The 26,668-nt window shown below is 59.8% G+C and carries 18 protein-coding genes; 8 read left to right on the top strand and 10 right to left on the bottom strand.

Translation table 11 applies throughout. The features are described 5' to 3' along the window. Nucleotides 1–202: 202 nt before the first annotated feature. Entirely contained in the window at nucleotides 203–2,596 is a 2,394-nt protein-coding gene (locus BOH68_RS10075) for a GcvT family protein (RefSeq protein WP_077371147.1), read from the bottom strand. A gap of 140 nt (nucleotides 2,597–2,736) precedes the next feature. Between BOH68_RS10075 and BOH68_RS10070 the strand changes: the two genes are divergently transcribed. Continuing rightward, complete coding sequence (locus BOH68_RS10070) at nucleotides 2,737–3,621, top strand: MurR/RpiR family transcriptional regulator (RefSeq protein WP_077371149.1); 885 nt, start codon at nucleotides 2,737–2,739, stop codon at nucleotides 3,619–3,621. A gap of 109 nt (nucleotides 3,622–3,730) precedes the next feature. Here BOH68_RS10070 and BOH68_RS10065 read toward each other — a convergent pair whose 3' ends face one another. The 8 genes from BOH68_RS10065 to kdgR all read right to left on the bottom strand — a co-directional run bounded on the left by BOH68_RS10065 (nucleotide 3,731) and on the right by kdgR (nucleotide 14,429). Next, nucleotides 3,731–6,337 (bottom strand): TRAP transporter permease, encoded by a 2,607-nt coding sequence (locus BOH68_RS10065; protein WP_077371151.1) that lies wholly within the window; start codon nucleotides 6,335–6,337, stop codon nucleotides 3,731–3,733. Between the two features lie 83 nt (nucleotides 6,338–6,420). Further along, nucleotides 6,421–7,392: a TAXI family TRAP transporter solute-binding subunit gene (locus tag BOH68_RS10060; protein WP_077371153.1), complete on the bottom strand. Its 972-nt coding sequence runs from the start codon at nucleotides 7,390–7,392 to the stop codon at nucleotides 6,421–6,423. A 527-nt stretch (nucleotides 7,393–7,919) separates the two neighbouring features. Continuing rightward, nucleotides 7,920–8,858: an alpha/beta hydrolase fold domain-containing protein gene (locus tag BOH68_RS10055; protein WP_077371155.1), complete on the bottom strand. Its 939-nt coding sequence runs from the start codon at nucleotides 8,856–8,858 to the stop codon at nucleotides 7,920–7,922. Between the two features lie 117 nt (nucleotides 8,859–8,975). Beyond that, the gene (locus BOH68_RS10050; RefSeq protein ID WP_077371157.1) at nucleotides 8,976–9,443 is read right to left on the bottom strand and encodes a thioesterase family protein; all 468 of its coding nucleotides are present in this window, start codon (nucleotides 9,441–9,443) and stop codon (nucleotides 8,976–8,978) included. After that, nucleotides 9,443–10,396 (bottom strand): L-carnitine dehydrogenase, encoded by a 954-nt coding sequence (locus BOH68_RS10045; protein ID WP_077371159.1) that lies wholly within the window; start codon nucleotides 10,394–10,396, stop codon nucleotides 9,443–9,445. Before BOH68_RS10045 ends, BOH68_RS10050 begins: the two co-directional genes overlap by 1 nt. After that, entirely contained in the window at nucleotides 10,393–11,328 is a 936-nt protein-coding gene (locus BOH68_RS10040; protein ID WP_024952191.1) for a BKACE family enzyme, read from the bottom strand. The genes BOH68_RS10045 and BOH68_RS10040 overlap by 4 nt, the downstream gene beginning before the upstream one ends. A gap of 674 nt (nucleotides 11,329–12,002) precedes the next feature. After that, the gene (locus BOH68_RS10035; protein WP_456821145.1) at nucleotides 12,003–13,031 is read right to left on the bottom strand and encodes a polysaccharide lyase family 7 protein; all 1,029 of its coding nucleotides are present in this window, start codon (nucleotides 13,029–13,031) and stop codon (nucleotides 12,003–12,005) included. Nucleotides 13,032–13,628: 597 nt separating this feature from the next. Next, nucleotides 13,629–14,429, bottom strand: coding sequence for a DNA-binding transcriptional regulator KdgR (gene kdgR / locus BOH68_RS10030; protein WP_077371163.1), 801 nt, complete (start codon nucleotides 14,427–14,429; stop codon nucleotides 13,629–13,631). Nucleotides 14,430–14,780: 351 nt separating this feature from the next. Between kdgR and BOH68_RS10025 the strand changes: the two genes are divergently transcribed. The 7 genes from BOH68_RS10025 (at nucleotide 14,781) to BOH68_RS09995 (ending at nucleotide 25,550) form a co-directional block, all read left to right on the top strand. After that, nucleotides 14,781–15,125, top strand: a complete 345-nt coding sequence (locus tag BOH68_RS10025; RefSeq protein WP_077371165.1) for a cupin domain-containing protein — start codon at nucleotides 14,781–14,783, stop codon at nucleotides 15,123–15,125. Between the two features lie 165 nt (nucleotides 15,126–15,290). Continuing rightward, on the top strand, nucleotides 15,291–16,064 hold the full coding sequence (locus BOH68_RS10020; RefSeq protein WP_077371167.1) for an SDR family NAD(P)-dependent oxidoreductase: 774 nt from the start codon (nucleotides 15,291–15,293) through the stop codon (nucleotides 16,062–16,064). Between the two features lie 137 nt (nucleotides 16,065–16,201). Beyond that, nucleotides 16,202–18,361: a heparinase II/III domain-containing protein gene (locus tag BOH68_RS10015; RefSeq protein WP_077371169.1), complete on the top strand. Its 2,160-nt coding sequence runs from the start codon at nucleotides 16,202–16,204 to the stop codon at nucleotides 18,359–18,361. Nucleotides 18,362–18,466: 105 nt separating this feature from the next. After that, nucleotides 18,467–20,608 (top strand): heparinase II/III domain-containing protein, encoded by a 2,142-nt coding sequence (locus BOH68_RS10010; RefSeq protein ID WP_077371171.1) that lies wholly within the window; start codon nucleotides 18,467–18,469, stop codon nucleotides 20,606–20,608. Nucleotides 20,609–20,832: 224 nt separating this feature from the next. Then, on the top strand, nucleotides 20,833–22,620 hold the full coding sequence (locus tag BOH68_RS10005) for a sodium:solute symporter family transporter (protein ID WP_077371173.1): 1,788 nt from the start codon (nucleotides 20,833–20,835) through the stop codon (nucleotides 22,618–22,620). A gap of 337 nt (nucleotides 22,621–22,957) precedes the next feature. After that, nucleotides 22,958–23,650 carry an oligogalacturonate-specific porin KdgM family protein gene (locus BOH68_RS10000; RefSeq protein WP_167592992.1) on the top strand — a complete coding sequence of 231 codons (693 nt, stop codon included), beginning with the start codon at nucleotides 22,958–22,960 and terminating at the stop codon, nucleotides 23,648–23,650. 184 nt (nucleotides 23,651–23,834) lie between these two features. Then, nucleotides 23,835–25,550 carry a sodium:solute symporter family transporter gene (locus tag BOH68_RS09995; protein ID WP_077371177.1) on the top strand — a complete coding sequence of 572 codons (1,716 nt, stop codon included), beginning with the start codon at nucleotides 23,835–23,837 and terminating at the stop codon, nucleotides 25,548–25,550. A gap of 23 nt (nucleotides 25,551–25,573) precedes the next feature. On the opposite strand, the gene BOH68_RS09990 is transcribed toward BOH68_RS09995, so the two are convergent. Then, nucleotides 25,574–26,611 carry a LacI family DNA-binding transcriptional regulator gene (locus BOH68_RS09990; RefSeq protein ID WP_077371179.1) on the bottom strand — a complete coding sequence of 346 codons (1,038 nt, stop codon included), beginning with the start codon at nucleotides 26,609–26,611 and terminating at the stop codon, nucleotides 25,574–25,576. Nucleotides 26,612–26,668: the final 57 nt, after the last annotated feature.

The following is a 26,668-nucleotide window of genomic DNA, read 5'->3' as shown; positions in this document are numbered from 1 at the left end:
TATTCCCGGTGTCGCCAATCTCGCAAGCCCTGAGGTGGCGCTGGCATCGCGATGACGTCGACAGGTAATGGGATGCAAGAACAGGGAGAGTCTGGGGATCTTCCAGCGCCAGAACGGCAGCAGGATGGAAATACACCAGACTCGCTGAAAGACAGGGGGAGGGCCGTGGCGCCAGTCTCTGGCACCACGGCTCACTCGTGGATCAGACCTTCATGCGCTCGCCTGTCGGGTCGAACAGCGGCCCGAGAGTCACGATGGCATCGAACAGCTGGCGGGCAATATCGATCTGGACATGCTGGCCATCCTTGAGCTGTTCTGTGGTGTGCGCCAGCGCGATGGGCTTGCCGACGCGGTAGCCAAAGGCACATGACGTGGTCTTGCCGACGATCTTGCCGTCCAGGTAGACCGGCTCATGGCCCAGAGGCACGGCCATCTCATCGGACAATGTTAGCGATACGACATGGGAGTGGTCACACTTGGCACGCGCGGCATCGACAGCTTCTGCACCGATGTAGCCACCGCTCTTGCGGGTGGCGAAGTCCAGCCCGGCCTCTACCGGTGTAACGTCGCCGTCCAGTTCGTGTCCCATGGCGCAGAAGCCTTTCTCGATACGCATCGAGGACTGGGCAAACATACCGGCCGGGGTAGCACCCGCTGCAGTGAGTGCCTCGAAGAGCTTGACGGTATCAGCACTCTGGCAGGTGATTTCCCAGCCGGCTTCCCCTACGTAGGACATGCGTGCCGCGCGTGCCGTGATACCGGCAATCTCGACTTCGGCATGCTTGAAGTAGCCGATCTCGTCCATGGCGGTTGCACCACATTGCCGGGCGATATCGGCGGCTTGCGGGCCCATCAGCCCGAGAACCGCATAGGTTTCGGTCGTGTCGGTCAGGGTGATGTCGAAGCCTTCCGAGTTGCGCATCAGCCAGGTCAGGTCGTGCTTGATGGCCGTGGTACCCACGAATAGGCGGTAGTGGTCATCGGCAATGCGCTGTGCGGTGATATCAGACTCGAACGTGCCGCGCTCGTTGAGCATGGCCGAGTAGATCACGGCGCCCGGGGCGCGGCCGACCTGACCAGCACACACCCTGCGTAGGAAGGCTTCGGCATCAGTGCCTTGGACATCGATCTTGCCAAAGGGTGAGGCATCGAAGATGGCAGCGTGTTCGTGAGCTGCCATGACTTCCTGCTTGACGTTCTCGAACCAATCGGGACGTTCGAACTTGAGTTCCGGTGTCTGGGTGCTGCCGAAGTACAGTGGACGCTCCCAACCATAGAACTGCCCCATGTAGGCATTGGCCTTGCGATAATGCGCGTCCAGCGGCAGGCGACGCAGGTCGCGTGCGGTCTTGAGCTGTTTGCCCGGATAGGCGATGTCGTAGTGCGTGCCGAGAATTTCCGGGGCACGTGCCATCAGGTGCTCGACACTGTTGAAGGTCGGGGCGAAACGCTTGGCATCGGCTTCGCTCAGGTCATAAGCGGTATGGCCGTGGACGATACTGTAGGCCAGATTCATTCCCGCGCCGCCGCCACAGGCGATACCCACGGAGTTCATGCCGCAGCCCAGGAACAGGCCCTTGGTCTCGGCCGTCTCGCCGAGCATGAAGTTGCCGTCAGGGGTGAAGCTTTCTGGACCGTTGAGCAGCATCTTCACTTCGGCATTCTCGAGCGCAGGCAGACGGTGCATTGCGTTGAGCATCATCGGCTCGAAGTGATCCCAGTCTTCCGGCAGCAAACCGAATTCGAAGGTCTCGTTCAACACACCTGGTGCAATCGGCTTGCCCATCGGCTCGAAGCACCCGACCAGCAGGCCGCCGGAGTCATCACGCATGTAAAGGTGATTGTCGTGATCAGAAAGGGTCGGGGTGTTGCCGACGATGCCATCGATAGGCTTGGTCAGCAGATAAAAGTGTTCGCACGCCAGTGCCGGCACTTCAGCGCCCCCCATCTTACCGACTTCCTGTGACCACAGGCCGGTACACAGTGCGATGGCATCACACATCACGGTGCCCTGACTTGTCTCGACGCCCCGCACGCGCCCGTTCTCGGTGATGATGCCCGTGACACCGGTACGCTCGAAGATCTTCGCGCCACGATTCCTGGCGCCCTTGACCAGCGCGGCACACACATCAGAAGGCGACACGCGACCATCATCCGGTGACCAGACAGCCCCCAGCACATCATCGGCGTTCATCAGTGGCCAGCGTTCCTTGGCCTCGGCACCGGAGATGGAGGTCGCTTCGATCCCATAGGCATGTGCCAACGCTTCCTGGCGTTTGACGTGAGTCAGACGGCCCGGATTGGTGGCAATCGACAGCGAGCCCTTCTGAATCCAACCGACGGACTGGCCGGTCTCTGCTTCCAGGCTCGAGTACAGGTCCACCGAGTACTGGATCATGCGCGTCAGATTCTGCGAGTTACGCAGCGCGCGGACCTGTGCTGCGGAGTGCCAGGTGGTGCCTGATGTCAGGGCATTACGTTCCAGCAGGATGGCGTCCGTCACCCCCATCTTTGCCAGGTGATAGAGAGTCGAGCATCCCATGATGCCGCCGCCGATGACGACGACAGATGCATGTGAAGGGAGTGAGTTGGCCATCTGGGCTCCTGATATGTCTTGTCTGTTGTGTGTTCAGGCTCTGCAATGAACCAACTTTTGCATCCAAAACAAATTTAGTCAATAATGCCAATATAATAACGTTTGTGTTTTTCTGGTGCGTGAAAAAGAGGTGTTCGTGTATGAATCCCGGGCTGAAAAATCATATCGTCGCTGATATCAAGCGCATCATTCCAGAGTTGCCACGCGGGCTGAGTCAGGCATCGAAATATATCCTCGACCACCCCTCGGACTTCGGGCTGGACCCGATCAGGGAAACCGGCAGCAAGGCGGGGGTCAGCACCTATACGCTGATTCGGCTGGCGGAAAAGCTGGGTTTCAAGACCTTCGATGAGTTGCGTGAGCCCTTTCGTCAGGCGCTGGTATCGACCACAGGGGGAGGTGATCAGCCCACTTGGATAGAAGAGCTGCAGCAACACGGCGAGCTCGGCAAGGTTCAGGCTGCCACCGCTCGCAATGGCATGGCGATCGTGCAACGTTCACTGGAGCATCTCGATCCTGACAGTCTTCATCGCATCACTCAGCTGTTGCTCAAGGCCGAGAATGTCTACCTGATGGGCATGCGCGCCAGTTACTCGCTGGCCTCGTACTTCCACTACGTCGGTCGCATGGCACTACCGGCGCTGCAATTGATACCGCGGCACATGAACAGCGCCACGGATGACCTCAACAATGCAGGCCCGGGTGATGTATTGATCGCGATCACCGTGACACCATACTCGCGGGAGACCATCGAGGCCTGCCAGTTTGCGCTGCACAAGGGCGCAAGATTGATTCTGCTGTCGGACAGCGAAATCGTCTCGTCGGATCTGGTCGCAGATGAAACCCTGATAGCCTCGGTGCATTCCACGCATCATCTGGCCTGCTATACCGGCATGCTAGCGATCATCGAGACGCTCATCGGCATACTCGTGGCCGAAGGTGGAGACGCCGCCCAGCAACGCATTCGCTCCTATGAGGACCTGCGTGCCAGTACGCATGTGTATTGGACAGGCAAGAAGGGCTGAGCTTTTTTTCGACAATTTCTTGTACACCTGCCATGAAAAGGCCCACCCATTTTCATGGGTGGGCCTTGCGTTCCAGCGGTGACTTCAAACTATCATGAGACGTGCGTCATCAGACGGGCCGTGCCGTTGTGCCAGCATCCTCCAGGTCAGGCTCGTTGCGGGCGCGGCGCTTCTGGTTCCAGAAGACGAACAGCAGAAGCAGCAGTGCCGGGATGAAGAAGATCTCCTTGGGCGGTCGATCATTCATGACTTCCACCTTGGTGACCTTCCAGTCAAAGTCGATCCCCTTGGACTCCGCCGGGCCGCCGAAGGCGATATTGTCGACAATGATGTCACCTTCCTGATTGATCAGATCCACCCCCGCTGCCTGTGCCAGGCGTGCTTCACCGGAGGGGCCTTTGGCGCCCAAGGGAAGCAGGTAGGTGGATGAGACGAAGCTGCCATCCAGGCTCATGCCTTCCATGCCGACCCGCAGATTGCTGTTGGCTTTGCCTTGTTGTGCCAGCGTGAAGATCTGCTGGGGAGACTGCTCATTCCAGGCCGGTTGCACCTGGTCAAGCCAGAAGCCCGGGCGGAACAGGGTGAGCGCGATGACGACAAGCAAGGCGGATTCCCACAGGCGCGAACGCGTCACGAAATATCCCATGGTGCCCGAGGCGAACACCAGCATCGCGATGGTGGCCACGATGAACACGAAGATGGCGTGATACCAGCTAACGTCGATCAACAGCAAGTCCGTATTGAAGATGAACAGGAAGGGCAGCAGTGCGGTTCTGATCGAATAGAAGAAGGCCTGGAAGCCTGTCTTCAGCGGGTCGGCCCCCGAGATGGCGGAGGCGGCGAAACTGGCAAGCCCCACCGGTGGCGTGACATCCGCCATTATTCCGAAGTAGAAAACGAACATGTGTACCGCGACCAGCGGCACGATCAGACCATTCTGGGCACCCAGTTCCACCACCACACCGGCCATCAGCGATGACACCACGATATAGTTGGCAGTGGTTGGCAGACCCATGCCCAGCACGATGGAGATCAGCGCGACGAAGACCAGCATCAGCAGCAAGTTGCCGCCAGAGAGGAATTCGACGAACTCCGCCATTACCTGGCCGATACCGGTGAGGGTGACGGAGCCGACGATGATGCCGGCCACCGCCATCGCACACGCCAGGCCGATCATGTTGCGCGCCCCTTCGATCATGCCTTCCAGGGCTTCGTGATAGCCGACCTTCACACCCTTGAGCACATCTGACTCACCACGGAAGAAGGCTTTCATGGGTTGCTGGGTAATCAGGATCAGCAGCATGAACATGGACGACCAGAACGCCGAGAAGCCCGGGGACTTGCGCTCGATCATCAAGAGATACATGAGCAGGAAGATCGGCATCAAGTAGTGAAGGCCGCTCTTGAAGATTTCCTTGGTGGAAGGCAGTGATTCCATGCTCTGCAGGGAGTGCTCAAGTTCGCGAACCCCGGAACTAGTGCGTACGGCAAGTACATAGATGGCAAGGAAGATGGCGGACGTCACCCAGACGGCAGCATCGCCAATCACGTGCTCAAGCAGATCGACGGCCTGCCCGGCTGTCCACAGGGCGCCCCCGGCAATCACGATGCCACTGCAGATCATGAAGACCGTGGATACCAGTACCTTCAGCGGGCTGCGACTGCTGGTGCCCTTCATGCCCATCTTGACGGCTTCAAGGTGCACGATATATAGCAGAGCGATGTAGGAGATGGCGGCCGGCAGAATGGCAGTCTTTACCACTTCCACATAGGAAATGCCGACATACTCTGTCATGAGGAAGGCGACGGCACCCATCACTGGGGGGGTCAGCACGCCATTGATGGAGGAGGACACTTCGATGGCGCCAGCCTTGGCAGGCGAAAATCCGACGCGTTTCATCAGCGGAATGGTAAAAGTGCCGGTGGTGACTACGTTGGCGATGGACGAGCCAGAAATCAGCCCCGTGGCAGCAGAGGCGATGACGGCTGCCTTGGCTGGGCCGCCTCTCAGGTGCCCGAGTGATGCGAAGGCCAAGGACAGGAAGTAGTTGCCGGCGCCGGCCTTGTTGAGCAACGCTCCGAACAGCACGAACAGGAATACGAAGCCGGTGGAAACCCCCAGGGCCACACCGAATACGCCTTCTGTGGTCAGCCACAGATGACTCATGGCGCGTTCGACGCTGGCGCCACGCCACTGGATGACCTCGGGGACGTACTGCGAGGAACCAAAGAAGACATAAGCGAGGAAGACCGCCGCGACTGCCATGAGCGGGAAGCCCAATGAGCGCCGTGCCGCTTCAAGCAACAGGATGATGCCCAGGCATGCAACGCTGAGGTCTAAAATTGTCGGTGCCCCGGCTCGGGCGCCCAGCTCGGTCCAGAAGAAGTACAGATAGGACGCACAACCGGCTGCAATCAAAGCGATCAACCAATCCAGCAAGGGGATGGTGTCCCGAGGACTGCGCTTGAGGGTCGGAAAGGCCGTGAAGGCAAGGAAGACCGCGAAGGCAAGATGCACTGATCTCGCTTGAGCACTATTAAGTACGAAAACGCCTAACTGATAAGGGAAAGGGGAGGCTATCCAGAGCTGGAAAAGGGACCAGAGCAACGGTATGCCCCAGAGCACTTTCTTGTTGAATTGCCCGACGGGCGCGCGTGCGCCAGTATCGGCTTGCGCCATCATCTCGTCAGCATCGCTGTGGTCAGGTGCTGGCATCTCGTTATCTTTCAATTCAATCACCCTGATTTAAGAACCAGCAAAGCCCGCCGACATTGCTGCCGACGGGCCTTGGAAAAGTGTTACATCCAGCCTTTTTCCTTGTAGTAACGCATAGCCCCCGGATGGAGTTCTGCGGTCAGCCCGGCGGAGATCATTTCCTTCTCGGTCAGGCTGGCGAAGGCAGGGTGAAGGCGCTTGAAGTTGTCGAAGTTGTCGAACACGGCCTTGACCAGTGCATAGACTTCATCATCAGGTGTATCGCTGGATGTCATCAGAGTGGCGCGCGGGCCCCAGGACGGAACGTCTTCGTCATTGCCGGTGTACATGCCGCCCGGGATGACGCTTGGCGCATAAGCCGGATTGTCGGCCAGCAGTTTGTCGATGTTCGGGCCATCTAGCGGAATCAGATTGACGTCGCAGGTAGATGTTGCCTCCTGGGTCGAACCGTTGGGCAGGCCTGCCGCCCAAATGGTGGCATCGATGTTGCCGTCACACAGCGCAGAGGCCTGTTCCGCGGAGGTCATTTCGGCTGCCAGTGAGAAGTCACTGGCCTTGAGGTCTGAATACTTCATCAGGGTATCGGCCAGAACGCGTGTACCTGATCCCGGATTGGCGATATTGACGCGGTGTCCCTTCAGGTCAGCTACGGTTTCGATACCGCTGTCGGCACGCGCCATCAAGTGCATCGGCTCCGGGTGAATGGAGAACAACGCACGCAGTTCGGTGTACGGCTTCTCGTCAGCGAAGGCACCAGTGCCTTCCACTGCAGCCGATTGCACATCGGACTGGATGACGCCGAAGGTCAATTCGCCCTGGCGTATGGTGCGCGCGTTATAGACGGAGCCACCTGTGGACTCGACGGAGCAGCGCAGACCATTTTCCTTGCGGTTGGCATTTACCAGGCGGCAGATAGCGCCACCTGTGGGGTAGTAGACACCAGTCACGCCACCGGTACCGATGGTGATGAAGCGCTGATCCTGAGCCTGTGCGGCGGTGAAGGCTGACATCGCGGAAATGACAGCGACACCAAGTGTCAATTTGACCAGTCTCATGTTGAATCCTTTTGGAGTTATTGTAAGGCTGACTCTGATCGAGGATAGGGTCATTGTGCAGTATTCATCCTGCCAAGCTACCGCTCGAATGTCTGAAAATTAAAGGTTAGTGTCAAGGAAAAACTGATGTTTTTTATCCGCCCGGAATCAAAAGGCTTAGGCGCGATTTTTCTCGACACGAAGACTACGCCTTTTTCGACATTTGATACCTGTTTCTAATTTTTTTTCAATTGCTTACGGAGTGGTGGTGCATGTGGAAGCCTGTGTTGCTGAAAGTAGTTGATACACAAATGTACTGCTTATGAGCCCATTGTGATGGGTTCTGACAGGTGCGGTAATGACCTGAATATCCCCTGTTCGCCTTATTGTTTTAAAAACATCATTGCCTTTAAGAGTCTTTTCAATAAATGGCGCTTTATTCATTATTGTTGTATTGAATTGAGCTGTTTCGCGCAAAACCAAGTTTCACTACTTGATTGGAGGTTACTCCTCAGAAGACTCTCTTCAGAGAGTGATTCGGCCAGCCTTTATCGATCAAGACGTGTCGCAAGCCCGGTACAGAAAGCCTGCCAGGCCTGTTTCATCTCCGGGAGTTCGTGATGGGCATGCAGGGCGGCGTGGACCATGCCGGTCGCGCAGTGATACCCGGCCTCCGCTCCCTGGGCACGCCATGTCGTGACTGCCGCTTCTAGCGGTGTCGTCAGTGGATCGTGCTCGACAGAGAGCACTTCGATGGCCGGAGCCGGTGCCTGGCGGGAGTGCGCGGGCGTGATGGCATAACTGCGCGAGGGGTCACCTTCAGCGACCAGCTGCCACATCTCGACGACTTCCTCACGGCTGAGCAATGGCGCGGTCGGGCCCAGCGTCGTGAGGTCGTCCTCGGCAAGATGCAGTACCGGGTCCATCGGCGGATAGATGAGACCAAGGACAGGAGCCGCTGATGGGTGGTCGGCCCCTTGCAGGGGCTCGTGATGCAGACGTGCCACATCCATCACCAGACGCCCGCCCGCGCTATCGCCGACCACTGCGACAGGGGCTAGCTTGCGTACGGCAACATCACAGTCCATCAGCGCCTGTTGGTAGGAGGCTTCCGGCAGCAGGCGGTAATCCACGCTGACCACTTCTCGATTGAGCAAAGCTGCCAGACTTGCAGCGACGCCTTGATGGCTATCCAGTGAGCCGATCTGCCAACTACCGCCGTGGAGATAGACCACACGACCGTTCTTACATGGCTCAGCGAGGCTTGGTGTGAAGTGACGCAAGGGGATGATGTGTCCATCCTCACTGCACAGGCTGTCATTGCGTATCGTGACGTCATCGGCCACGGGGGCTGCCAGTCGCGCGTAGAGGGCTTCGCACTGGGGCCGGCTCTCGGCGGCTGACAGGCCTGCCAATTCGACCATGCCGTCGGCGAAGGCGTCGATGAAAGCTTGGCAACGCAGCGGTGAAGATGTCTCGTGTGTCATGGTGTCTGGCCCGAAAGGAAAAATGTCATGCATACGATAACACCCCGCCAGAAACTGACGGGGTGTGGTCCATCCTTTGAAAGGACGGTCTACTTCTTGACGCTTTTGGTGCGCGTATCAGGCCGTCTTGCGACGGATACCGATACGGCGGCCGGCCGCCTTGGGCCAGTCATCGTCACCGGCCGGCTGGGGCAGGGCGGCAATGCGCTCCGCCACCGATTCCGGGCAGGGCGTCGGACGACCGCCACTGATGCTCATCGCCATCAACATCTGCTCGCTGGTGGCGATCTCGCCGCCGTCGGCATCCGTCAGGGTGAACAGCACATGTTGACGCTTGGCGTCATGGTCCAGCAGCAGCACCTTGACCTTGAGCGTCTGACCTTCATGCGCTTCCGCCAGATAGCACAGGTGCGTCTCCAGGGTGTAGATGGTCAGGTCATGTTCGCGACGACCCTCGGCATCCAGCCCCACGTGCTCCATCAAGGCTTCGACCGCCATCGAGAAGGCACGCGCGTACTCGGCATCATTCATGTGGCCGTTATAGTCGACCCACTCATGCGGTACCGTGATCTCGAGCAGGTCCATCAGATACGTCCCTCGAGGCCTTCGGCTTCCGGCCAGTACTTGCGCGTCAGGCTCAAGAGCTCGACCAGGAATTCATCGCGACGACGGTCCAGCTCGGCGACCGGGCGACCCGCTGCCTGGTATTCGCAGCCTTCCACGACCTTGTCGATCAGCTCGTCGGTCAGCTCCGGCGCTTCGAGTTTGGTCCACGGCAGTTTCAGGGCCGGGCCGAACTGCTCGAGCATGTGACGCATGCCCGGCTCGCCGCCGGCGAGGTGGAAGGTCAGGAAGGTGCCCATCAGTGACCAGCGCAGACCACAGCCATAGACGACGGCCGCGTCGATCTCTTCGGTGGTGGCGACGCCGTCGTTGACCAGGTGCAGGGCTTCACGCCACAGCGCTTCCATCAGACGATCCGCGATGTGACCTTCGATCTCGCGACGCACGATCAGCGGACGCATGGCCAGTGCTTGATAGTCTTCGCGTGCGCCTTCCAGCAGCGCCGGAGAGGTATGCTCGCCACCCACCAGCTCGACCAGCGGCAGCAGATAGACCGGGTTGAAGGGGTGGGCGACGATGACGCGGCCCGGCGCCTTCTTGCAGTCCTGTTGCAGATCGGTCGGCTTGAAACCGGAGGTGGAAGAGCCGATCACCACGTGCTCTTCGGCCGCGGCATCGATGGCGCTGAGGATTTCCTGCTTGAGCGGCAGACGCTCCGGCACGTTTTCCTGGATCAGGTCAGCACCGACGACAGCTTCCTCGAGGGTCGCGGCGAAGCGCAGGCGCTCGACGGAGGCGCCTTCCGCCAGGCCATCCTTCTCCAGTGCATGCCAGGCATTCTCGACGAAGGCGCGAGTGCGGGCTTCGGCGTCCGGGGCCGGATCAAAGGCGACCACATCCCAGCCATTGGCCAATGCACGGGAGATCCAGCCATTGCCGATGACACCGGTTCCTACGACAGATAACTGGCTCATGCGACACCTCCTGCGGTTTCGAGGGCTGCCACGTCGCCGGCGGTCTTGCCGGTGGACGGATCACGCAGCTTGAGGAAGGCGCGAGTCTCGGCCGGGGTCATCACGCTGGAGCCCAGGTTCTCGATGATGCCAGAGGACTTCTCGACCAGCTGAGCGTTTGTGGCCATAACACCCTTGGACAGATAGAGGTTGTCTTCGAGACCGACGCGAGCGTGACCGCCCAGCAGCACGGCCTGTGCGACCATCGGCATCTGCATGCGGCCGATACCGAAGGCTGCCCAGTTGGAGTTGGTCGGCAGCTTGTTCTTCATGGTCAGCATGGTTTCGGTGTCGGCTTCGGCGCCCCACGGAATGCCCAGGCACAGCTGGAACAGCAGATCGTCGTCGAGCAGGCCTTCCTGCTGCAGCTGGCGAGCGAACCAGACGTGGCCCAGGTCGAAGCACTCTAGCTCCGGCTTGACGCCAGCGGCCTGCACCAGACGAGCGTGCTCACGCAGCCAGTCAGCGGTGTTGATGTAGACCATGTCGCCGAAGTTCAGGCTGCCGCAGTCCAGGGTGCACAGTTCCGGCAGCAGTTCCTGGATCGGCGCGTGACGCTCGGCCGGGGTCTGGATGTCGGTGCCCGGGCCACCACGAGTCGGGTCGTTGACGTCCGGAATCCAGTCGCCGCCGCCACCGGCGGTGATGTTCATGACGATGTCGGTGTCGGCGGAACGCACACGGTCCATGACTTCACGGAAGTGCTCGGTGGAGTGGCTGATGCCGCCGGTCTCCGGATCACGCACGTGAATGTGGGCCACGCTGGCGCCGGCCTTGGCCGCCGCGATGCAGTCATCGGCGATCTGCTTCGGTGTCACCGGGACATTCGGGTTCTTGCTGGCGGTATCACCCGCGCCAGTGATGGCGCATGTCAGGATTGTCTTGCGATTCATCGTCGGGCCTCACGTGTCAGGACATTTGTCTGCGGTAAGTCGCAGCGGCCATGTCACCAGACGTCAACCTGCACGTCCCGGTCGCATCGCCTCTGCGCCTTTGTTGAACACAGTGTCGTGAAGTTGGGGGTAGCGAGATGATCAGAACGCGCCGGATACTTTGCGTTTTACGTCAACCTGCCGCTCGCAGCAGATTGAGGGTGATCACTGACCTCCCTTGCAGGCTTCTCGACGTCTTCTCCGGCAGGCAGGGCAAGGGTGGCGATACGCTCATTGCGTTGAGAAGGAGAGGGTCGAGATGAAGGAAGAGTGTAGGGATGGAGAGAGATGAGAAATGAGAGAGGGAGTGAGAGGGAGCGAGAGGAGAGAGAAGAGAGGGGGGAGTGAGAAGAGAGCGACAGGAAGGAGAGACAAGCCCGGAGGAAATGGACAGTCTCGAGTGCCCTGGTCATCGGCAACGCAACTCCCCCTGGATTGCCAGAGGTAGGGCTTCTGACAATCCAGGGGGGAGAGGACGACATGCCCCTGGCTGAAGAGACATGTCCCTGGCTGAAGAGACATGGCCTTGGCTCAAGAGTATGAGTGGCAATCCCTTGCCCGAGACTCGTGATCTCACGCGGGTCTCATCCCTTGGGCGTCTCAGCGCTTCAGCATCTGTTCAGTTCAATCTTTCATCACTGAATCTTGCCGCTTTTCAGCTCAGAGAAGACCACCTTGGCGTAGTCGCCGTTGGCCTTGTCGGTTTCCCATACGCCCGTACCTTCACAGGCATTGGAACTGGCCTTGGTGTTGCACTGGTTGTAGGAGCCCGCCTTGAAGTACATCCAGTCACCGGCGTAGCCCGCCGAAAGGTCATCTGCGTCAACCTTGCCGTTGGCATCGACATTGTCGGCAAGATTGATCTCGAAATTGCGTGTCGGATGGCCGTCCGAATTGAAGGTCAGATGCATGATGTCGCCCTTGACCTCGACCTTGTAGCTGAAGGTCTCGCCCAGCGAAATGCCTTCCTTGCCAGGATCAGCGTTGCTGCTCCAGTCGTTGCCCCATACCGCATAGCTGACATCCGTGCGTTTGGGATCTTCCTTGGCGAGATTCTTCTCGTAGTTCCAGAACACCGAGCCAGTGTCCTGATCCGGCAGCTTCTTGTAGAAGATCTTGAGTGGCTCGTTGCCATGTCCAAAGTCTTCATTCGCCTCCATCAATGCCTGGTCCTTGCCAGCATGTATCTGGCCGATGACCACCGAATAGGCTGACTTCCTGTCTGGTTTCTTCGAACGCTCCGCGACATGTTCCACGCGCAACGTGGCCTCAAGGTAGCCGCCTATCTGAGCGAATTCATCGGCCTTTTCATGCGAGGCGAGTGCGAAGTTGTTCTTCGGATCATGGGTGCCGATGCTGGTGTTGGTACCGCGTAGCATCTGACGCAGTTCCGTGCGGGCATTGCTTGAATTTGGCGTCGTGAAGGCACTGTTGGGCGTTACGAAGACCATATGGGAATCATCGTCGAGATAGAAGTAGTCAGAGTGACGATAGCTTTGAAGGTCTGACACCTTGATTTCATCCACCTTGCCATTGCCGTCGGCGTCCATCGGCAGTGTCAGTTTCCAGGTGCCGAGATCGAATGTCTCTCCGGGGGGAGTGTCATTGGCAGCACTTGGCGATGAAATGATACCTGCACTGGCAGCGAGGAGAAATGCTGTCACCAAGGGGTGGCGTACCCGAGTATTACGCATGGTCTCAAGCCTTTTTTATGCTTATGGGGTGAGTGCCAAGATGGCAGTCGAAGGCTAGAGCCAGTTGATCATGACTGTCAAGACGATTTTTGATGAAAATGAAATAGCGTTTTGAAAAATGGATTTCCAATATTTTACAGAGGGTTATGTGGTGATCTGAGAGGTGGAATCGTGCTTTCAGCCATGAGAGAGGAAAGGTATCGCTGTTGGCATCTCAATGATTGATAAGGAAAAAATCATATCAATGCGTTTTCTTGAATTTCCATGTCATCCATTGGTCATGCATGGCGGTTTCGCAATGGTGGACGCTGAATGAAGACAAGGCTTGACCGCCTCACGCAAGAAGAGAGTGAGTAGTTGCCTGAAGAGAATGAAGAAGGTGTGGCACGGCGTGTCGACACAATTGCTGGCATGAAGTGCTGGCATGCGGACAACGGTGTGACAGCGGAGATTCTTTCACGCTGTGACATCCATCCATGGATGTCAGGCGACTGGCGAGCAATGACTTGCACGCTGCGTGTCGGATAGCGAAGCGCTACCTGACGTCGTTCAGGGGTGATGCGTGTCTCAATCCGTTTCCTTCCAGCCAAGTTGGCGGGAAATATTGCGCCCGGATTCACACAGGTTGGCCTTGTAGGCCAGGGTGATGTCCTGGTGATAGCGAATGGTGGGGATGGACATGCTCAAGGCGGCAATGGCCTTGCCGGTGTGATCAAGAATCGGTGTCGCGAAACAGCACACTCCGGCGTCCATTTCCTCGAGATCTTCTGCCAGACCCGACTGACGCGCCTGTGCGAGCTGCTCATCCAGCGCCTGACGCGAGGTCAGCGTGCGCTCGGTACGCGGTTCCAATGGTTGCAGTGTCAGCAGGTGCTCAAGCTGGGCTTCGGTCATGCGTGACATCAGCGCCTTGCCCATGGCAGTGGTGTGCGCGGGGCAACGGTCACCGATGCGGGTATTCATGCACAGGTTGAAGTGCGAGTTGTACTTGTGGACATAGACGATCTCCCCTGTGCTGGCATCCAGAGTGCCCAGGTGAACCGCTTCACGGGTCAATTGCGACAGGGCGGCCATGTCGGGATCCGCCATCTTGATCAGGTCCATGTTGCCCAGGGCTGAACTGCCCAGCACGAAGGCTTTCATGGTCAGGCGGTATTTCTCGCTTTCGCTGTCCTGGGCGACATATCCGAGGTTCTTGAGTGTCTGAAGAAACCGATAAGCAGTACTTTTCGACATCATGGCACGCTGCGAGAGTTCGGCGAGGCTGGACTCATGATCGATATCCAGCCCCTCCAGCACTGCCATCACCTTCATCACCGCGGTGACGTTGTCGACCTTGGCTTCGGCAGCCTTGGTTTCTGAAGACATGAGATCCCTTATTCTGAAATTAATGAAACTTGATTTTAGAACACCCACCTTCGCTTTTACACCCTCAGCCGCGCTACCACAACGCTTGCGGCCGGTGGTGGCATCGATGGATGCGCTGAGCGGCAGATCATCGTCCAGGCATTGGAGCGGTCTAAAAGTCTAAGATGGAATGAAATGCTGTTTCAAAAATAAAAATCCCCTGCTACGTTTTCAAAACGCCATTTCAGATTGATGTCTCAATCGACGGTGTCCCTCGCGAATCTGCTCGCGCTGCGAGTGCGGGGGAGCGTCTCAAGGATGGGACATGGTGCTCAGGATTCAGTACCCGGTACTCAGCAGGGAGCGACAGCGATGAACGCAGGCAGTTTCTTCATCAACGACGAACAGGATTGGCAGGATGTCGAGCCGGGCATCCAGCGCAAGATCGTCGCCCACACCCCGGACCTGATGGCCGTATGCGTCAAGTTCGACCTCGGTGCCGTCGGCACGCCCCATCAGCATGAGATTCATGACCAGATCGGCTACGTCGTGCAGGGCGCATTCGAGGTCGAGCTTGACGGCGAGAAGCGCCGGCTCGGGCCGGGCGATGCCTTCGTCGCACCGCATCACACCCTGCATGGCGCCGTGGCGCTGGAGTCAGAGAGTGTGGTGATCGATCTCTTCTCGCCGCGCCGCGATGACATGCTGACCTCGTGACGTTGTGCCGCTCTCGGGCTCTGGCCCGCGTCGGCACGCTGGCGCACTAAATGATGCGGTTTATCTAAATAAGACTTTATTGATTGATGAGTGATGGCCGTTGTGCCGGGGCCACTGACGCCCACCATTCCCCCAATTTCATTCCACAATTTCAGGAGTGTCGTGATGTTTGAAGATCTCAAGGACAGACGTGTATTGGTGACCGGTTCCACTGCAGGCATCGGGCTTGAGGTGGCGCGAGCCTTCCTGGGGGCAGGTGCCAAGGTCGTGCTGCACGGCAGCCGGAGTCCGTCTCAGGCCGAATCGCTGCTGAGCGAGCTTTCCGCGCCGGGACGCGTGTTCTATCTGCAGGCGGACGTGCGCGAGACGGCTCAGTGCGAGGCGCTGGTGAAGCAGGCCGTCGAGGCCATGGGCGGACTGGACGTGCTGGTCAACAATGCCGGCGGTCTTGGCGGGCGCCAGGGGCTCGAGAGCATTGACGATGACTTCTTCGACAATGTCATCGACCTCAACATTCGCTCGGTGGTGATGGTGACGCGCTTCGCGATTGAGTCGCTGCGCGCCTCGGCCCGCCAGTCCGGACAGAGCAGCAGCGTGATCACGACCGGGTCGATCGCGGGGCGTGAAGGCGGTGGCCTGGGCGCGTGCCTCTACGGTGGCAGCAAGGCGATGGTGCACAACCTGCATCGCAACTGGGTCAAGGAATTCACCAAGGACAGTATCCGCTTCAATACCGTGGCGCCGGGCACCATCGATACGGCCTTCCATGCCGACAAGAGCGATGCGCTCAAGCAGACCATCGCCGGCAGCATCGCCATGGGGCGCTTCGGCGAGTGCCAGGAAATGGCGCCGACCTACCTCTATCTCGCCTCGCATGCGGCCAGTGGCTATGTCACCGGCCAGGTGATCGACGTCAATGGTGGGCAGATGTGTCCGTGAGTTCGTCAATCCGTGCTCAGGCAACCCCTGCGCCCACTGACGTCGCGGGGCCGGGCGAGACTGAGCCAACCAGGGACGCCCGACGAGCTGTCGGGCATCAAGACGACACGCCAACCATCATCACGAGTGGCCACGCCATGGAACAGACATTGCTATTGGATCGCGCATCACTGACGGCGCTGCGCCAGGCCCATGAATCGCAGGACAGGAGCGGACTGCTGGCACGCCGGCTGGCACATGCCGAGACGAGCCTGGCGTCGGTGCTCTCGGCACCCCTGTGCATTCCCGGGCAGGGTGAGGCGGGCGGAGAAGAGCATGCACGCCACAAGCTCAACTATCAGCACGTCAATCTGGCTTCTCAGCTGTGGCTGGTGACACATGATGAGCGCTATCTCGAATTCGTGCGTGGCCTGTTGCTGGGATATGCCGAGATCTATGAAGCGCTGCCCGCCCATGTCTCCAGGGACAGCAATCCGCCGGGCAAGCTGTTTCACCAGTGTCTGAACGAGGGGATGTGGCTGCTGTACGCCGCGGATGCCTACGGCAATATCCGCTCCGAATTGCCTGAGGCGGAGCGTGAGCAGATCGAAGCGCATCTGTTGCGTCCGATGATCGACCTGCTGGTGGTGCAGAACGCCCATGACTTCGATGTGGTGCACAACCATGGCATCTGGTCCGTGGCGGCGGCGGGGATTGCCGGGCTGGTACTGGGAGACGAGGCGCTGGTGGAGCAGTCATTGCTCGGCAATGCCCGCGATGGCGTCAGCGGTGGCTTTCTCGCCCAGTTGGACCAGCTGTTCTCGCCGGACGGCTATTACCTGGAAGGCCCCTATTACCATCGCTTCGCCCTCAGACCGATGGTGCTCTTCGCCGAGGCATTGGTGAACAGTGGCGTGCGGCCGGACATCCATGATCATCGCGATCAGATCATTCGCAAGGCGATTCTGTGTCTGCAGGAGGTCGCGTTCCCCGATGGCCGTTTCCTGGCGCTCAATGACAGCTCAAGAACCATGGGACTGATCGATGAGGGCGCGATGCTGGGCGCTGCCACGCTGCTCAAGCGCTATCAGGATACGCGGCTCAATCCGGCGGTGGCCGGGCTGGTGCGCGACAAGGTCGAACGCCTGCCGCTGTGTGGTGGCAGTCAGTCGCTGGCGGAATTCGCCGAGACGGCGTCACGGGCCCCCGGCGCACGCGCCAGTCAATTCATTTCCGATGGACGCGAGGGCAATGCGGGCGGTCTGGCCATCCTGCGTGCGCCTTCGGCGAGCGGTGCGGAAACCATGGTGTATCTGGCCTTCGGACAGCATGGCAGTGACCCCACGCTGCACTCGGCGCTCGATCATGGTCACTTCGATGGCCTGCACTTCGGTTATCACAACGGCCAGCACGAAGTCCTGACCGACTATGGCTTCAGTCGCTGGGTCAATATCGAACCGAAATTCGGTGGCCGCTACACCCCGGAGAACCGTTCCTACGCGAAGCAGAGCGTGGCGCACAACACCCTGGTCGTGGATGAAATCTCGCACCATGGACTGGACACCGCGCGCGCCTGTGAACATCACGGGGAACTCGACGCCTTTGACACGACTGACCCGCGTCTGCAGATGGTTCGGGCGCGGCTTCGGGATTACGTGCCGGGCGTGATGCTCACCCGCAGCCTGCTGCTGGTCTCGCTGCCGGAGATGGCCGAGCCGCTGGTCGTGGACCTGATGCAGGCACGCAGTGATGGCACGCATCGCTATGACTACCCCTTGCATTACCAGGGGCAACTGATGATGGCAGAGCCGGCGCTCGAGCAGCAGGCCTCACCCACGGCATTGGGTGCAGCCAATGGTTACCAGCATCTGTGGAAGATGGCGTCCGGCGCGGAGCAGGCGGCGGGCGTCTCGCAGGCCGTCACCTGGTTGCAGGAGAACCACTTCGTCACCGCGCGCATGGTGTGCACCGCGCCTGCCACGCTGGTCCAGGGCGTCATCGGGGCGAATGATCCCGAGCGCAATCTGCGCGATGAGCCCTACCTGTTGCTGCGCTCTCAGGCCTCTTCGCAGACGGTGGCCTGTGTCATCGAGACACACGGTGTCTTTGAGGAAGCGCGCGAGATCGCCAGTGAGGCGCGTCCCCGTGTCCTCAAGCTTCAGCTGCTTCAGGAGAGTGACGAGGCCTGTGTGCTGGCGCTTGAGCTGCGCGATGGCACTCGACACCGTCTCGCCGTCGCGCTGACGCCCGGCCAGCAGCATGCGGTGAGCGTGACAGGCGAGCATCTCGAATGGCAAGGCGGGTGCGCCTTGCTGTGATGCACCGCCACCTGCCTCGTGAGGCCATCCGTGTCGGTCGCTGCGAGGCAGGACCCGGGCAACAGGCAGGATCAGTGAACGCTTCATTCAGTGAGAATTCTATCTATGTCGGCACAAGGTGATTACCTGCTCTGGACCCGTGAAGAGCTTGACGAGATTCGCAGGCAGCAGGGGCAGGACAATGCGATGGGGCGCAGCCTCGCCGCGCTGGAGGCCAGAGTGGCGGCCAGCATGGCGCGCGGTATCGTGATTCCGGGGCAGGGCGAGGCGGGTAGCTTCGAGCACAATACCCACAAAGAGAATGCCCGCGTGATCGAGGGGGCGGCTCTGTGGGGACGGCTCAGTGACAACGCGCAGGCCCTGGCGCACGCCGAGGAGCTGCTGGCGGGCTACGCGGCCTGCTACCGCGACATGCCGTATCAGGTCGCGCGCAACACCAATCCGCCTGGCAGGCTGTTCCATCAGATTCTCAACGAGCATATCTGGCTGCTGCATGCCTCGCTGGGGCTGGCGTTGCTCAAGCCGTCCCTGAGCGAGGCGCGGTATCAGTCGCTGCTGGACGGACTCTTCCAGCCGATGCTCGAGATGTTCACCGAGACCTACCGCCACGATTTCGACCGCATTCACAATCACGGCCTGTGGGCCGTGGCGGCGGTCGGGATCTGCGCGATGGTGATCGAGAGTCCTGAGCATCTGGCGATCTCCATCGATGGACTGGATGGCAGCGGCGAGACCGGCGGCTTTATCGCCCAGATCGCGCTGCTGTTCTCCCCGCAGGGCTATTACGTCGAGGGCCCCTATTACCACCGCTTCGCCATCCATCCGCTGTGTCTGTTCGCGGAGGCGATCGAGCGTCACCACCCTGAACGCAGGGTGCTGACACATGCCGACGGACGCATCGAGAAATCGCTGCACGTGCTGCTGTCCACGGCCTATCCGGACGGACGCTTTCCGGCGCTCAATGACGCCTCGCGCAGCATGGATCTCGATGATGAGGGCGCGCGCTGCGCCATGTCGCTGCTGGCGGCACGCTATGAGGCACCCCGGGAGCTGCTGGCCCTGGCGCGTCAGCAGCAGGGCTGCTGGATCCATGCCAATGGACTGGCGCTGCTGAACGCGGTGCAGGGTGTCGACACGCAGGTGGAAGCGACCACCCAGCTCTTCCGCGATGGCCCGGACGGCCAGTCTGGCGGACATGCACACCTCAAGCGTGGGCAGGGGCTTGCGGCACAGCATGTCGTGCTGACGGCCGGTCAGCACGGCATGGGGCATGGCCACTTCGATGAGCTGGGGTTGAGCTTCTTCTCGCGCGGCAAGGAAGTGCTCAAGGAATATGGCTTCGCACGCTGGGTCAATGTGGAGACCAAGTTCGGTGGACGCTACCTCAAGGAAAACGAGGGCTATGCCAAGCAGAGTGTCGCCCACAACCTGGTCGTGGTGGACATGCAGTCGCAGCACGCGGCGAACCACGCGCTGGCGGACGAGCGACATGGCGAGATCTCACTGCTGACTGGTTGCGCGGCGGGTGCGCGTGCCCGATGTGACAACGCGCATGACGGCGTGGCCATGCAGCGTGAGGTGCTGCTGGTGGAAAGCCGCCATACCGAGACGCCGATTCTGCTGGATGTCTTCACGCTGACCTCGGAGCAGCCGCACGTCTATGACTACACCTTCCATCATGGTGGCCATGTCGTGCGCTGGTGGGGAAGTGAATTCACCGCGCTGGATGCCCTGGAAGTGATGGGGGATCGCCACGGCTATCAGCACCTCTGGAAGCAGGGGCAGTGCCGACCCGCCACCGGACACAGCATGACCTGGCTTGAGGGTGACAGTTTCCATAGCTGGCATCAGATCACCCAGGCACCTGCTGAAGCCTTCCAGCTGCGTGTCGGTGCCAATGACCCTGATCACAACCTGCGGCCTGACGCCAAGGTGATGACGCGCCTGACCGCCACCTCGCAGACCTTCTATTCCCTGTTCGAGAGTCACGGGCATTTCGATGAAGCTCTGGAGCAGTGTGGTGGGGCGCGTCCGCAGGTGATCCATTTCCGGGTGCTGCCGAGTGCGGATGGCCTGACGATTCTCGAGCTGACCTTCGCTACCGGTCGACTGCTGGTGGTGCTGGCCGAGCCAGCCCGACAAGGGGAAAGCCTGACGCTCGAGGCCGGGGAGCGCCCCCTGCGAATCGAGCAGGATGTCACGCTCATTGATCTTCCAGACAAGGCGCGGGTGTCACACAACGCCTGACCCGCCGTCGGCGTCCGAGGTCTGGATGGCGTCATCCGGGAGTCGATTCAGGATGTGAATTGGACCGATCCAAACAACGGCCGGGATCTTTCCCGGAGATGGAAGGCGCTGCCAGCGACAGATGAGACAGCGGCCCCCGTGGTCAGGGAAAGGCAGCGGGGAAACGTGCACTGCCGGGTGCGCAACAACAATGACAAGACAGCTAAAGACAAGAGTGCATTGCCATGAACCTAGATCTGGATACTGCCGTCATCGGCATCTATTTCCTCTTTCTGATCGCCATAGGCTGGCTGTTCAGAACCTTTACCTCAAGCACCAGTGATTACTTCCGCGGTGGCGGCAAGATGCTGTGGTGGATGGTCGGTGCGACCTCCTTCATGACCCAGTTCAGTGCCTGGACCTTCACCGGTGCGGCAGGCAAGGCCTACAACGATGGCTTTGCCGTGGCGATCATCTTCATGGCCAATGCCTTCGGCTATCTGATGAACTATCTGTATTTCGCACCACGCTTCCGGCAGCTGCGGGTCATCACCGTGATCCAGGCGATCCGGCAGCGCTTCGGGGCCGTCAACGAGCAGGTCTTCACCTGGTCCTCCATGCCCACCAGCATCATCAATGCGGGCATCTGGCTCAATGGTCTGGCCATCGTGACCTCCGGGCTGTTCGGCTATGACATGGAAACCACCATCATCGTGACCGGTCTGGTCGTGTTGGTGATGTCGGTGACCGGCGGTTCCTGGGCGGTCATCGCGTCCGATTACATGCAGATGGTCATCATCATGGCCGTCACCATCACCTGTGCCATCGTGGCCGTGATCCACGCCGGCGGCCCGAGCCATGTCGTGGAAGACTTCCCGGTGAACTTCCTGATCGGGGGTGACATGAACTACCTGTCGCTGTTCGCGCTATGGGGGTTCTTCATCTTCATCAAGCAGTTCAGCATCACCAACAACCTGCTCAACTCCTATCGCTACCTGGCGGCCAAGGATTCGAAGAATGCGCGCAAGGCGGGTCTGCTGGCCTGTGTCCTGATGACCATGGGGCCGTTCATCTGGTTCATGCCCAGCTGGTTCATGGCCAGTGAAGGGGTGGATCTGTTCGCGATGTATCCCGAGGCAGGTGCCAAGGCGGCTGACTTTGCCTACATGAGCTTCGTCAGCCTCTACATGCCTGCCGGGATGCTGGGGCTGCTGGTGGCGGCGATGTTCGCCGCGACCATGTCCTCGATGGACTCCGGCCTGAATCGCAATTCCGGGATCTTCGTGAAGAACTTCTATGAGGTCGTGCTGCGTCCCAAGGCGTCTGAAGGTGAACTGCTGCTGATGTCGCGCCTGTCCTCCACCGTCTTCGGCCTGGCGATCATCGGGTTTGCTCTGTTCATCAACTCCCTGAAGGGACTGAGCCTGTTCGACGCCATGATGTATGTCGGCGCTCTGATCGGCCTGCCGATGACCATTCCCGGCCTGCTCGGCTTCTTCATCCGCAAGACGCCTGACTGGGCGGCCTGGGCGACGCTGGTGGTCGGTGGCCTGGTGTCCTATGTGGTCGGCTTCTTGATGACGCCGGACTTCATCGTCAACACCTTCGGTCTCGACGCGGATCTGACCTCGCGTGAATGGAGCGACATGAAGGTGGCGGTCGGCATCATGGCGCACACCGTGATCACGGCAGGCTTCTTCGTGCTGACCACGCTGTTCTATCGCGGCCTTTCCGCCGAGCGCGAAGCGGAAGTCGCGACCTTCTTCACCAACCGTGACACGCCCGTCATCAGCGATGACGAGGAACATCGCAGCGTCGACAACCGCCAGCGCAACATTCTCGGCTACCTGATCCTGGTTGCCGGCCTGGGCGTGATGCTGATGTTCCTGGTACCCAACCCCTTCTGGGGACGCATGGTCTTCGTGCTGTGTGGCGGCATCATCGTGGCGATCGGTCTGCTGCTGGTGACCTCCATCGACAAGACGTCACATTCCAGGGAAGAGCGCCTGGTCAGCGATGGCAGTACGCGCTGACGCGGCGTGATGGTGAGCGGCGCTGGCACCTGGTGCCTCGTCGCTCACTTGGCTCGCCATTCGTGCGCGCCACTCGCTCCGTAAACCTCTGATACCCCGAACCCGAATCCCCCCCTCCTGACTCGGTCAACGCCAATGACCACCTCAGCAGGAGAGTCGATGCGCCTTTGCGCCATCGGCAGGGGATTCTGCGGCCTGCATCTGGCGTCTGGATCGATCCAGTACGCCGATGCCAACACAAGGCAACCCACGCGCTAGCCAATGCCGGGCACGCGACAGGACGCAGGTTGCCTGCAAGTCAATTGACTGACTCCCCATAAAAACAATGAGGTACGCCATGAAACACTACAACAAGATCTCCCTTTCGATTGCCGCACTGGTGTTCACTACCAGCGCCCAGGCCGTGACACTGGATATTCGTCATGAATACAAGCATCACGCCAAGCAACATGCCACCCGAGTCAAGGTGAGCGATTCCATCGACAACTTCTATTACGGGCTGGAATCCAAGTTTGCGTCCGAGAAGCGTGAAGATGGCTCACAACCCGCGATGGGGAATCTGGAGCGCGGTGACAGTGAGATCGATTGGGGCTTCAAGTTCAAGCTGGACGATAACTGGTATATCCAACCCGGCATGCCCATCGCGTTCGGGGACGGCAAGTACACGATCAAGCCGCAGCTGCGTGTCGGCTACAAGGCCAGCAGTATCCCCTTGACCACGGCGCTGCGCTATCGTCGGGAATACTCCAACTACAGTGAAGATTCCAATGATGATTATGAACAGAACAAGATCACCTTCACCATGTCCTACAACCATGGCAAGAATAAATACTGGCTGGAGGCCAACTATTATCGCAACGAAGACAAGGATATCTACAACAATACCCGCGAGAACTACGATTATATTCTGAGTGCGGGACGTCGCATGGGATCATGGTTCCCGTATCTTGAATTCGCGGATGTCAGTTCCAGTTCCAGTTCCGATACTCGTCAGCTCAAGACACGTGTCGGCTTGAAATATTATTACTGATCCAGAGATGCCACGCGGTACATGCGACATGCCGTGCGTGGCAGTTGTCGATAGTTCGCCCCAGCTAGGGGGCGAGCCCTTGAGGCCAGATCCATGAGCAAGATCGTGAGCATGAGCGCGCGTGAGTCACACCTCGAGGGCGCTATCGTGAGCGTCGGCACGGGAATGATCGGCAGGGAGCCACATGACACAGCTGGATAGAGTCGCACTGTTCTTCTCCATCATCCTGATCGTGCTGACGATCCTGGTCTATCGACGTCGCAGCCAGACCCCGGACAGCTTCATCCGGGGGAGCGGCAACGTGCCCTGGTGGATGGCGGGGAGTACGGCGTTCATGACGCAGTTCTCCGCCTGGACCTTCACCGGGGCCGCCCAGAAGGCCTACGAGGATGGCTTTGCCGTGCTGGTGATCTTCTGGGGCAATGCGCTGGGCTTTCTGCTGGCGGCGCTGTATTTCGCGCCGCGTTTCCGCCGGCTGAGGGTCAGCACCTATTCCGACATCCTGGAGCTGCGTTACGGCAAGACGACGCAACTCGTGTATGTCATCAGTCAGATCTTCCTGACGCTGATGACCGCCTCCATCGGCCTCTACGGCGTCTCGCTTTTCCTGAGCGCGGTCTTCGGCTTTCCGGTGGTGAGCATCGCCGTGCTGATCGGCAGCCTCATCATCGCCATTACCCTGGTGGGCGGCGTGTGGATCGTCTCGGCCAACAATTTCATCCAGATGATGCAGCTGGCGATTCTCACGCTTGTCATCGGTGGCTTCTGCCTCACGCTGATGTGGAACGGATCGTTGAGCTTCCCTGAGTCGAACCGGGATTTCTGGATCGGCAGTTCACACAACAGCCTGCTCATCATGGGGATCTGGTCACTGGCCATGCTGGTCAAGCAGTGCATCAGCATCAACAATGCCACTTCCAGTTATCGCTTTCTGACCACGGCAGATGACGGCGAAGCGCGCAAGGCGGCAGGCCTGGCGTCGGTGCTGTTCGTGATCGGGCCCGTGACCTGGTTCCTGCCGCCGTGGTTGCTGGGGTCGGCGGGCATCGACCTGGCGGCACGCTATCCTGAGCTTGGCAATGACGCGGCCAACGTGGCCTATGTGCATTTCATCATCCACTACCTGCCGTCCGGTGTGCTGGGACTGGTGATCTCCGCCATGCTGGCGGTCACCATCGCGCCCATCACCACGGCCTTCAATCGTGATGCCGGCGTAATGATGCGACTCGTGATGCCACTGCTCGAGCAGACCTCCGGCATGGCAACGCGACTGGTGAGTCTGGGACGGATGTTCGGTGTCGTGCAGGGCGTCATCGTCGTCCTGTTCGTCATCGTCCTGAGTCGCATTGAGCTGGTGAGCCTGTTCGACATCATGATCATGTTCGGTGTGCTGCTGCAGATGCCGCTGGCACTCCCGGCCCTGATGGTGCTCTTCAGAACGGGGGCGCCTGACTGGGCCGGGTGGGGCAGTGTGCTGGTGGGGATCACGGTCACGCTTGGCAGCTATCTCTGGCTCGACATGCCGACACTGCAGCGTCTGCCCTGGCTCTCGGGCTTCCCGGAATCCCAGCTGGTCGACATCAAGCTGGCGATATCGCTGGTCATCCAGATCGTGACTGTCGTCGGCTTCCTGTTCCTCGCCCGTTATCTGTATGCGCCAAGACGCCCGTTCTCACGCGCGCGACGGCTGGCGGAATTCTTCGCCAACCTCAAGCGTCCCGTCAGTCCTCCGCCTCCAGAAAGCGTATCCCGTCGTCGAATCAGCCTGCCGTCGCGTCTGCTGTGCGTCGCGGCACTGCTGTCCGTGGCGCTGGCCAGCTTCTCCTCCACGCTGGCGGGCCTGAGTGTCTTCGTGTGTCTCGCGCTGGGCCAGCTGATGATGGCGTGGGTGATGCGCTGAGCTTGTGTGTGCTCAGGGGGTATTCAGGTACTGTCGCCGACCCGCAGCGTGAATCCCAGGTCGTGACTCTGCTCACCCGCGGGCTCGCCTTGGATGCGTGCCAGCAACTTGCGTGCGGCCACACGGCCTATCTGCTCTCGCGGTGAGACGATGGTGGTGAGACGCGGGGTGACGTGCTCACCGATGGGCAGGCCATTGAAGCCGGCGATGGCGATGTCGTCCGGGATGCTCACGCCGAGCCGCGCGGCGGCGAGAATCGCGCCACAGGCCATGTCATCGTTGGCGAAGTGGATGGCGTCGCAGTCCGGGTGGCTCTCGCGGATGCGCTCCAGCGCCTGCGCACCGCTGGTCATCTGCTGGCGCACGGGCAGGTCGAGCAGGGGAGCCTCCTCGATGCCGGCGGCGGCCAGCGCCTCACGGTGCCCGGCGTAGCGCATCGCCGCACGATAGTCGCGATCGAGCTCGGCACCGGCGAAGTGGATCGTACGATACCCGCGTGCCAGCAGATGCTCGGTCATGGCGCGTCCGGCGGCGACATGATCCATCCCCACGTTCAGATCCAACCCTTCCCCCAGCTCCATGATCTCAACGATGGGCTGATTCCAGTGCTCGAGTATCTGGCGCGTCGCCTCGTCATGGCGCAGTCCCGTCACCACAAGGCCCGCGGCCGACCAGCCCAGAAAGGTTCGGATCAGCTGGGTTTCACGAGCCAGATCGTAATCCGTCTTGCCCAGCAGCAGCTGATAACCGTGCGCCTCGAATTCCTCCTGGAGCCCCTTGATCACGTCGATGAACACCACGTTGGACAGCGAGGGCACGATGACCGGAATCACGCGACTGGTGGCCGAGGCCAGGCTGCCGGCAATCAGGTTGCGCACGTACCCGACCTTCTCGATGGCCGCCTCGACCTTGAGGCGTGTCGCCTCGCGCACGCTGTCGGGACTGTTGAAGTAGCGCGAGACGGTGATCGACGAGACGCCGGCTTCCCGGGCCACATCATTCAGGGTCGGCTGCATGGCCCCCTTGCGGCTGCGTCGGGATGATTCTGATTGATTAGACATTTGTCGCGTTTTCTCATCTGCCGCTTGTCGTGGCTTGGAGCCTAATCTATTAATGAT

Origin of the sequence: Cobetia sp. MM1IDA2H-1 (assembly GCF_002916775.2) — a bacterium.
Lineage (GTDB): Bacteria > Pseudomonadota > Gammaproteobacteria > Pseudomonadales > Halomonadaceae > Cobetia > Cobetia marina.
This window is presented reverse-complemented; position numbering and strand designations above follow the sequence as displayed.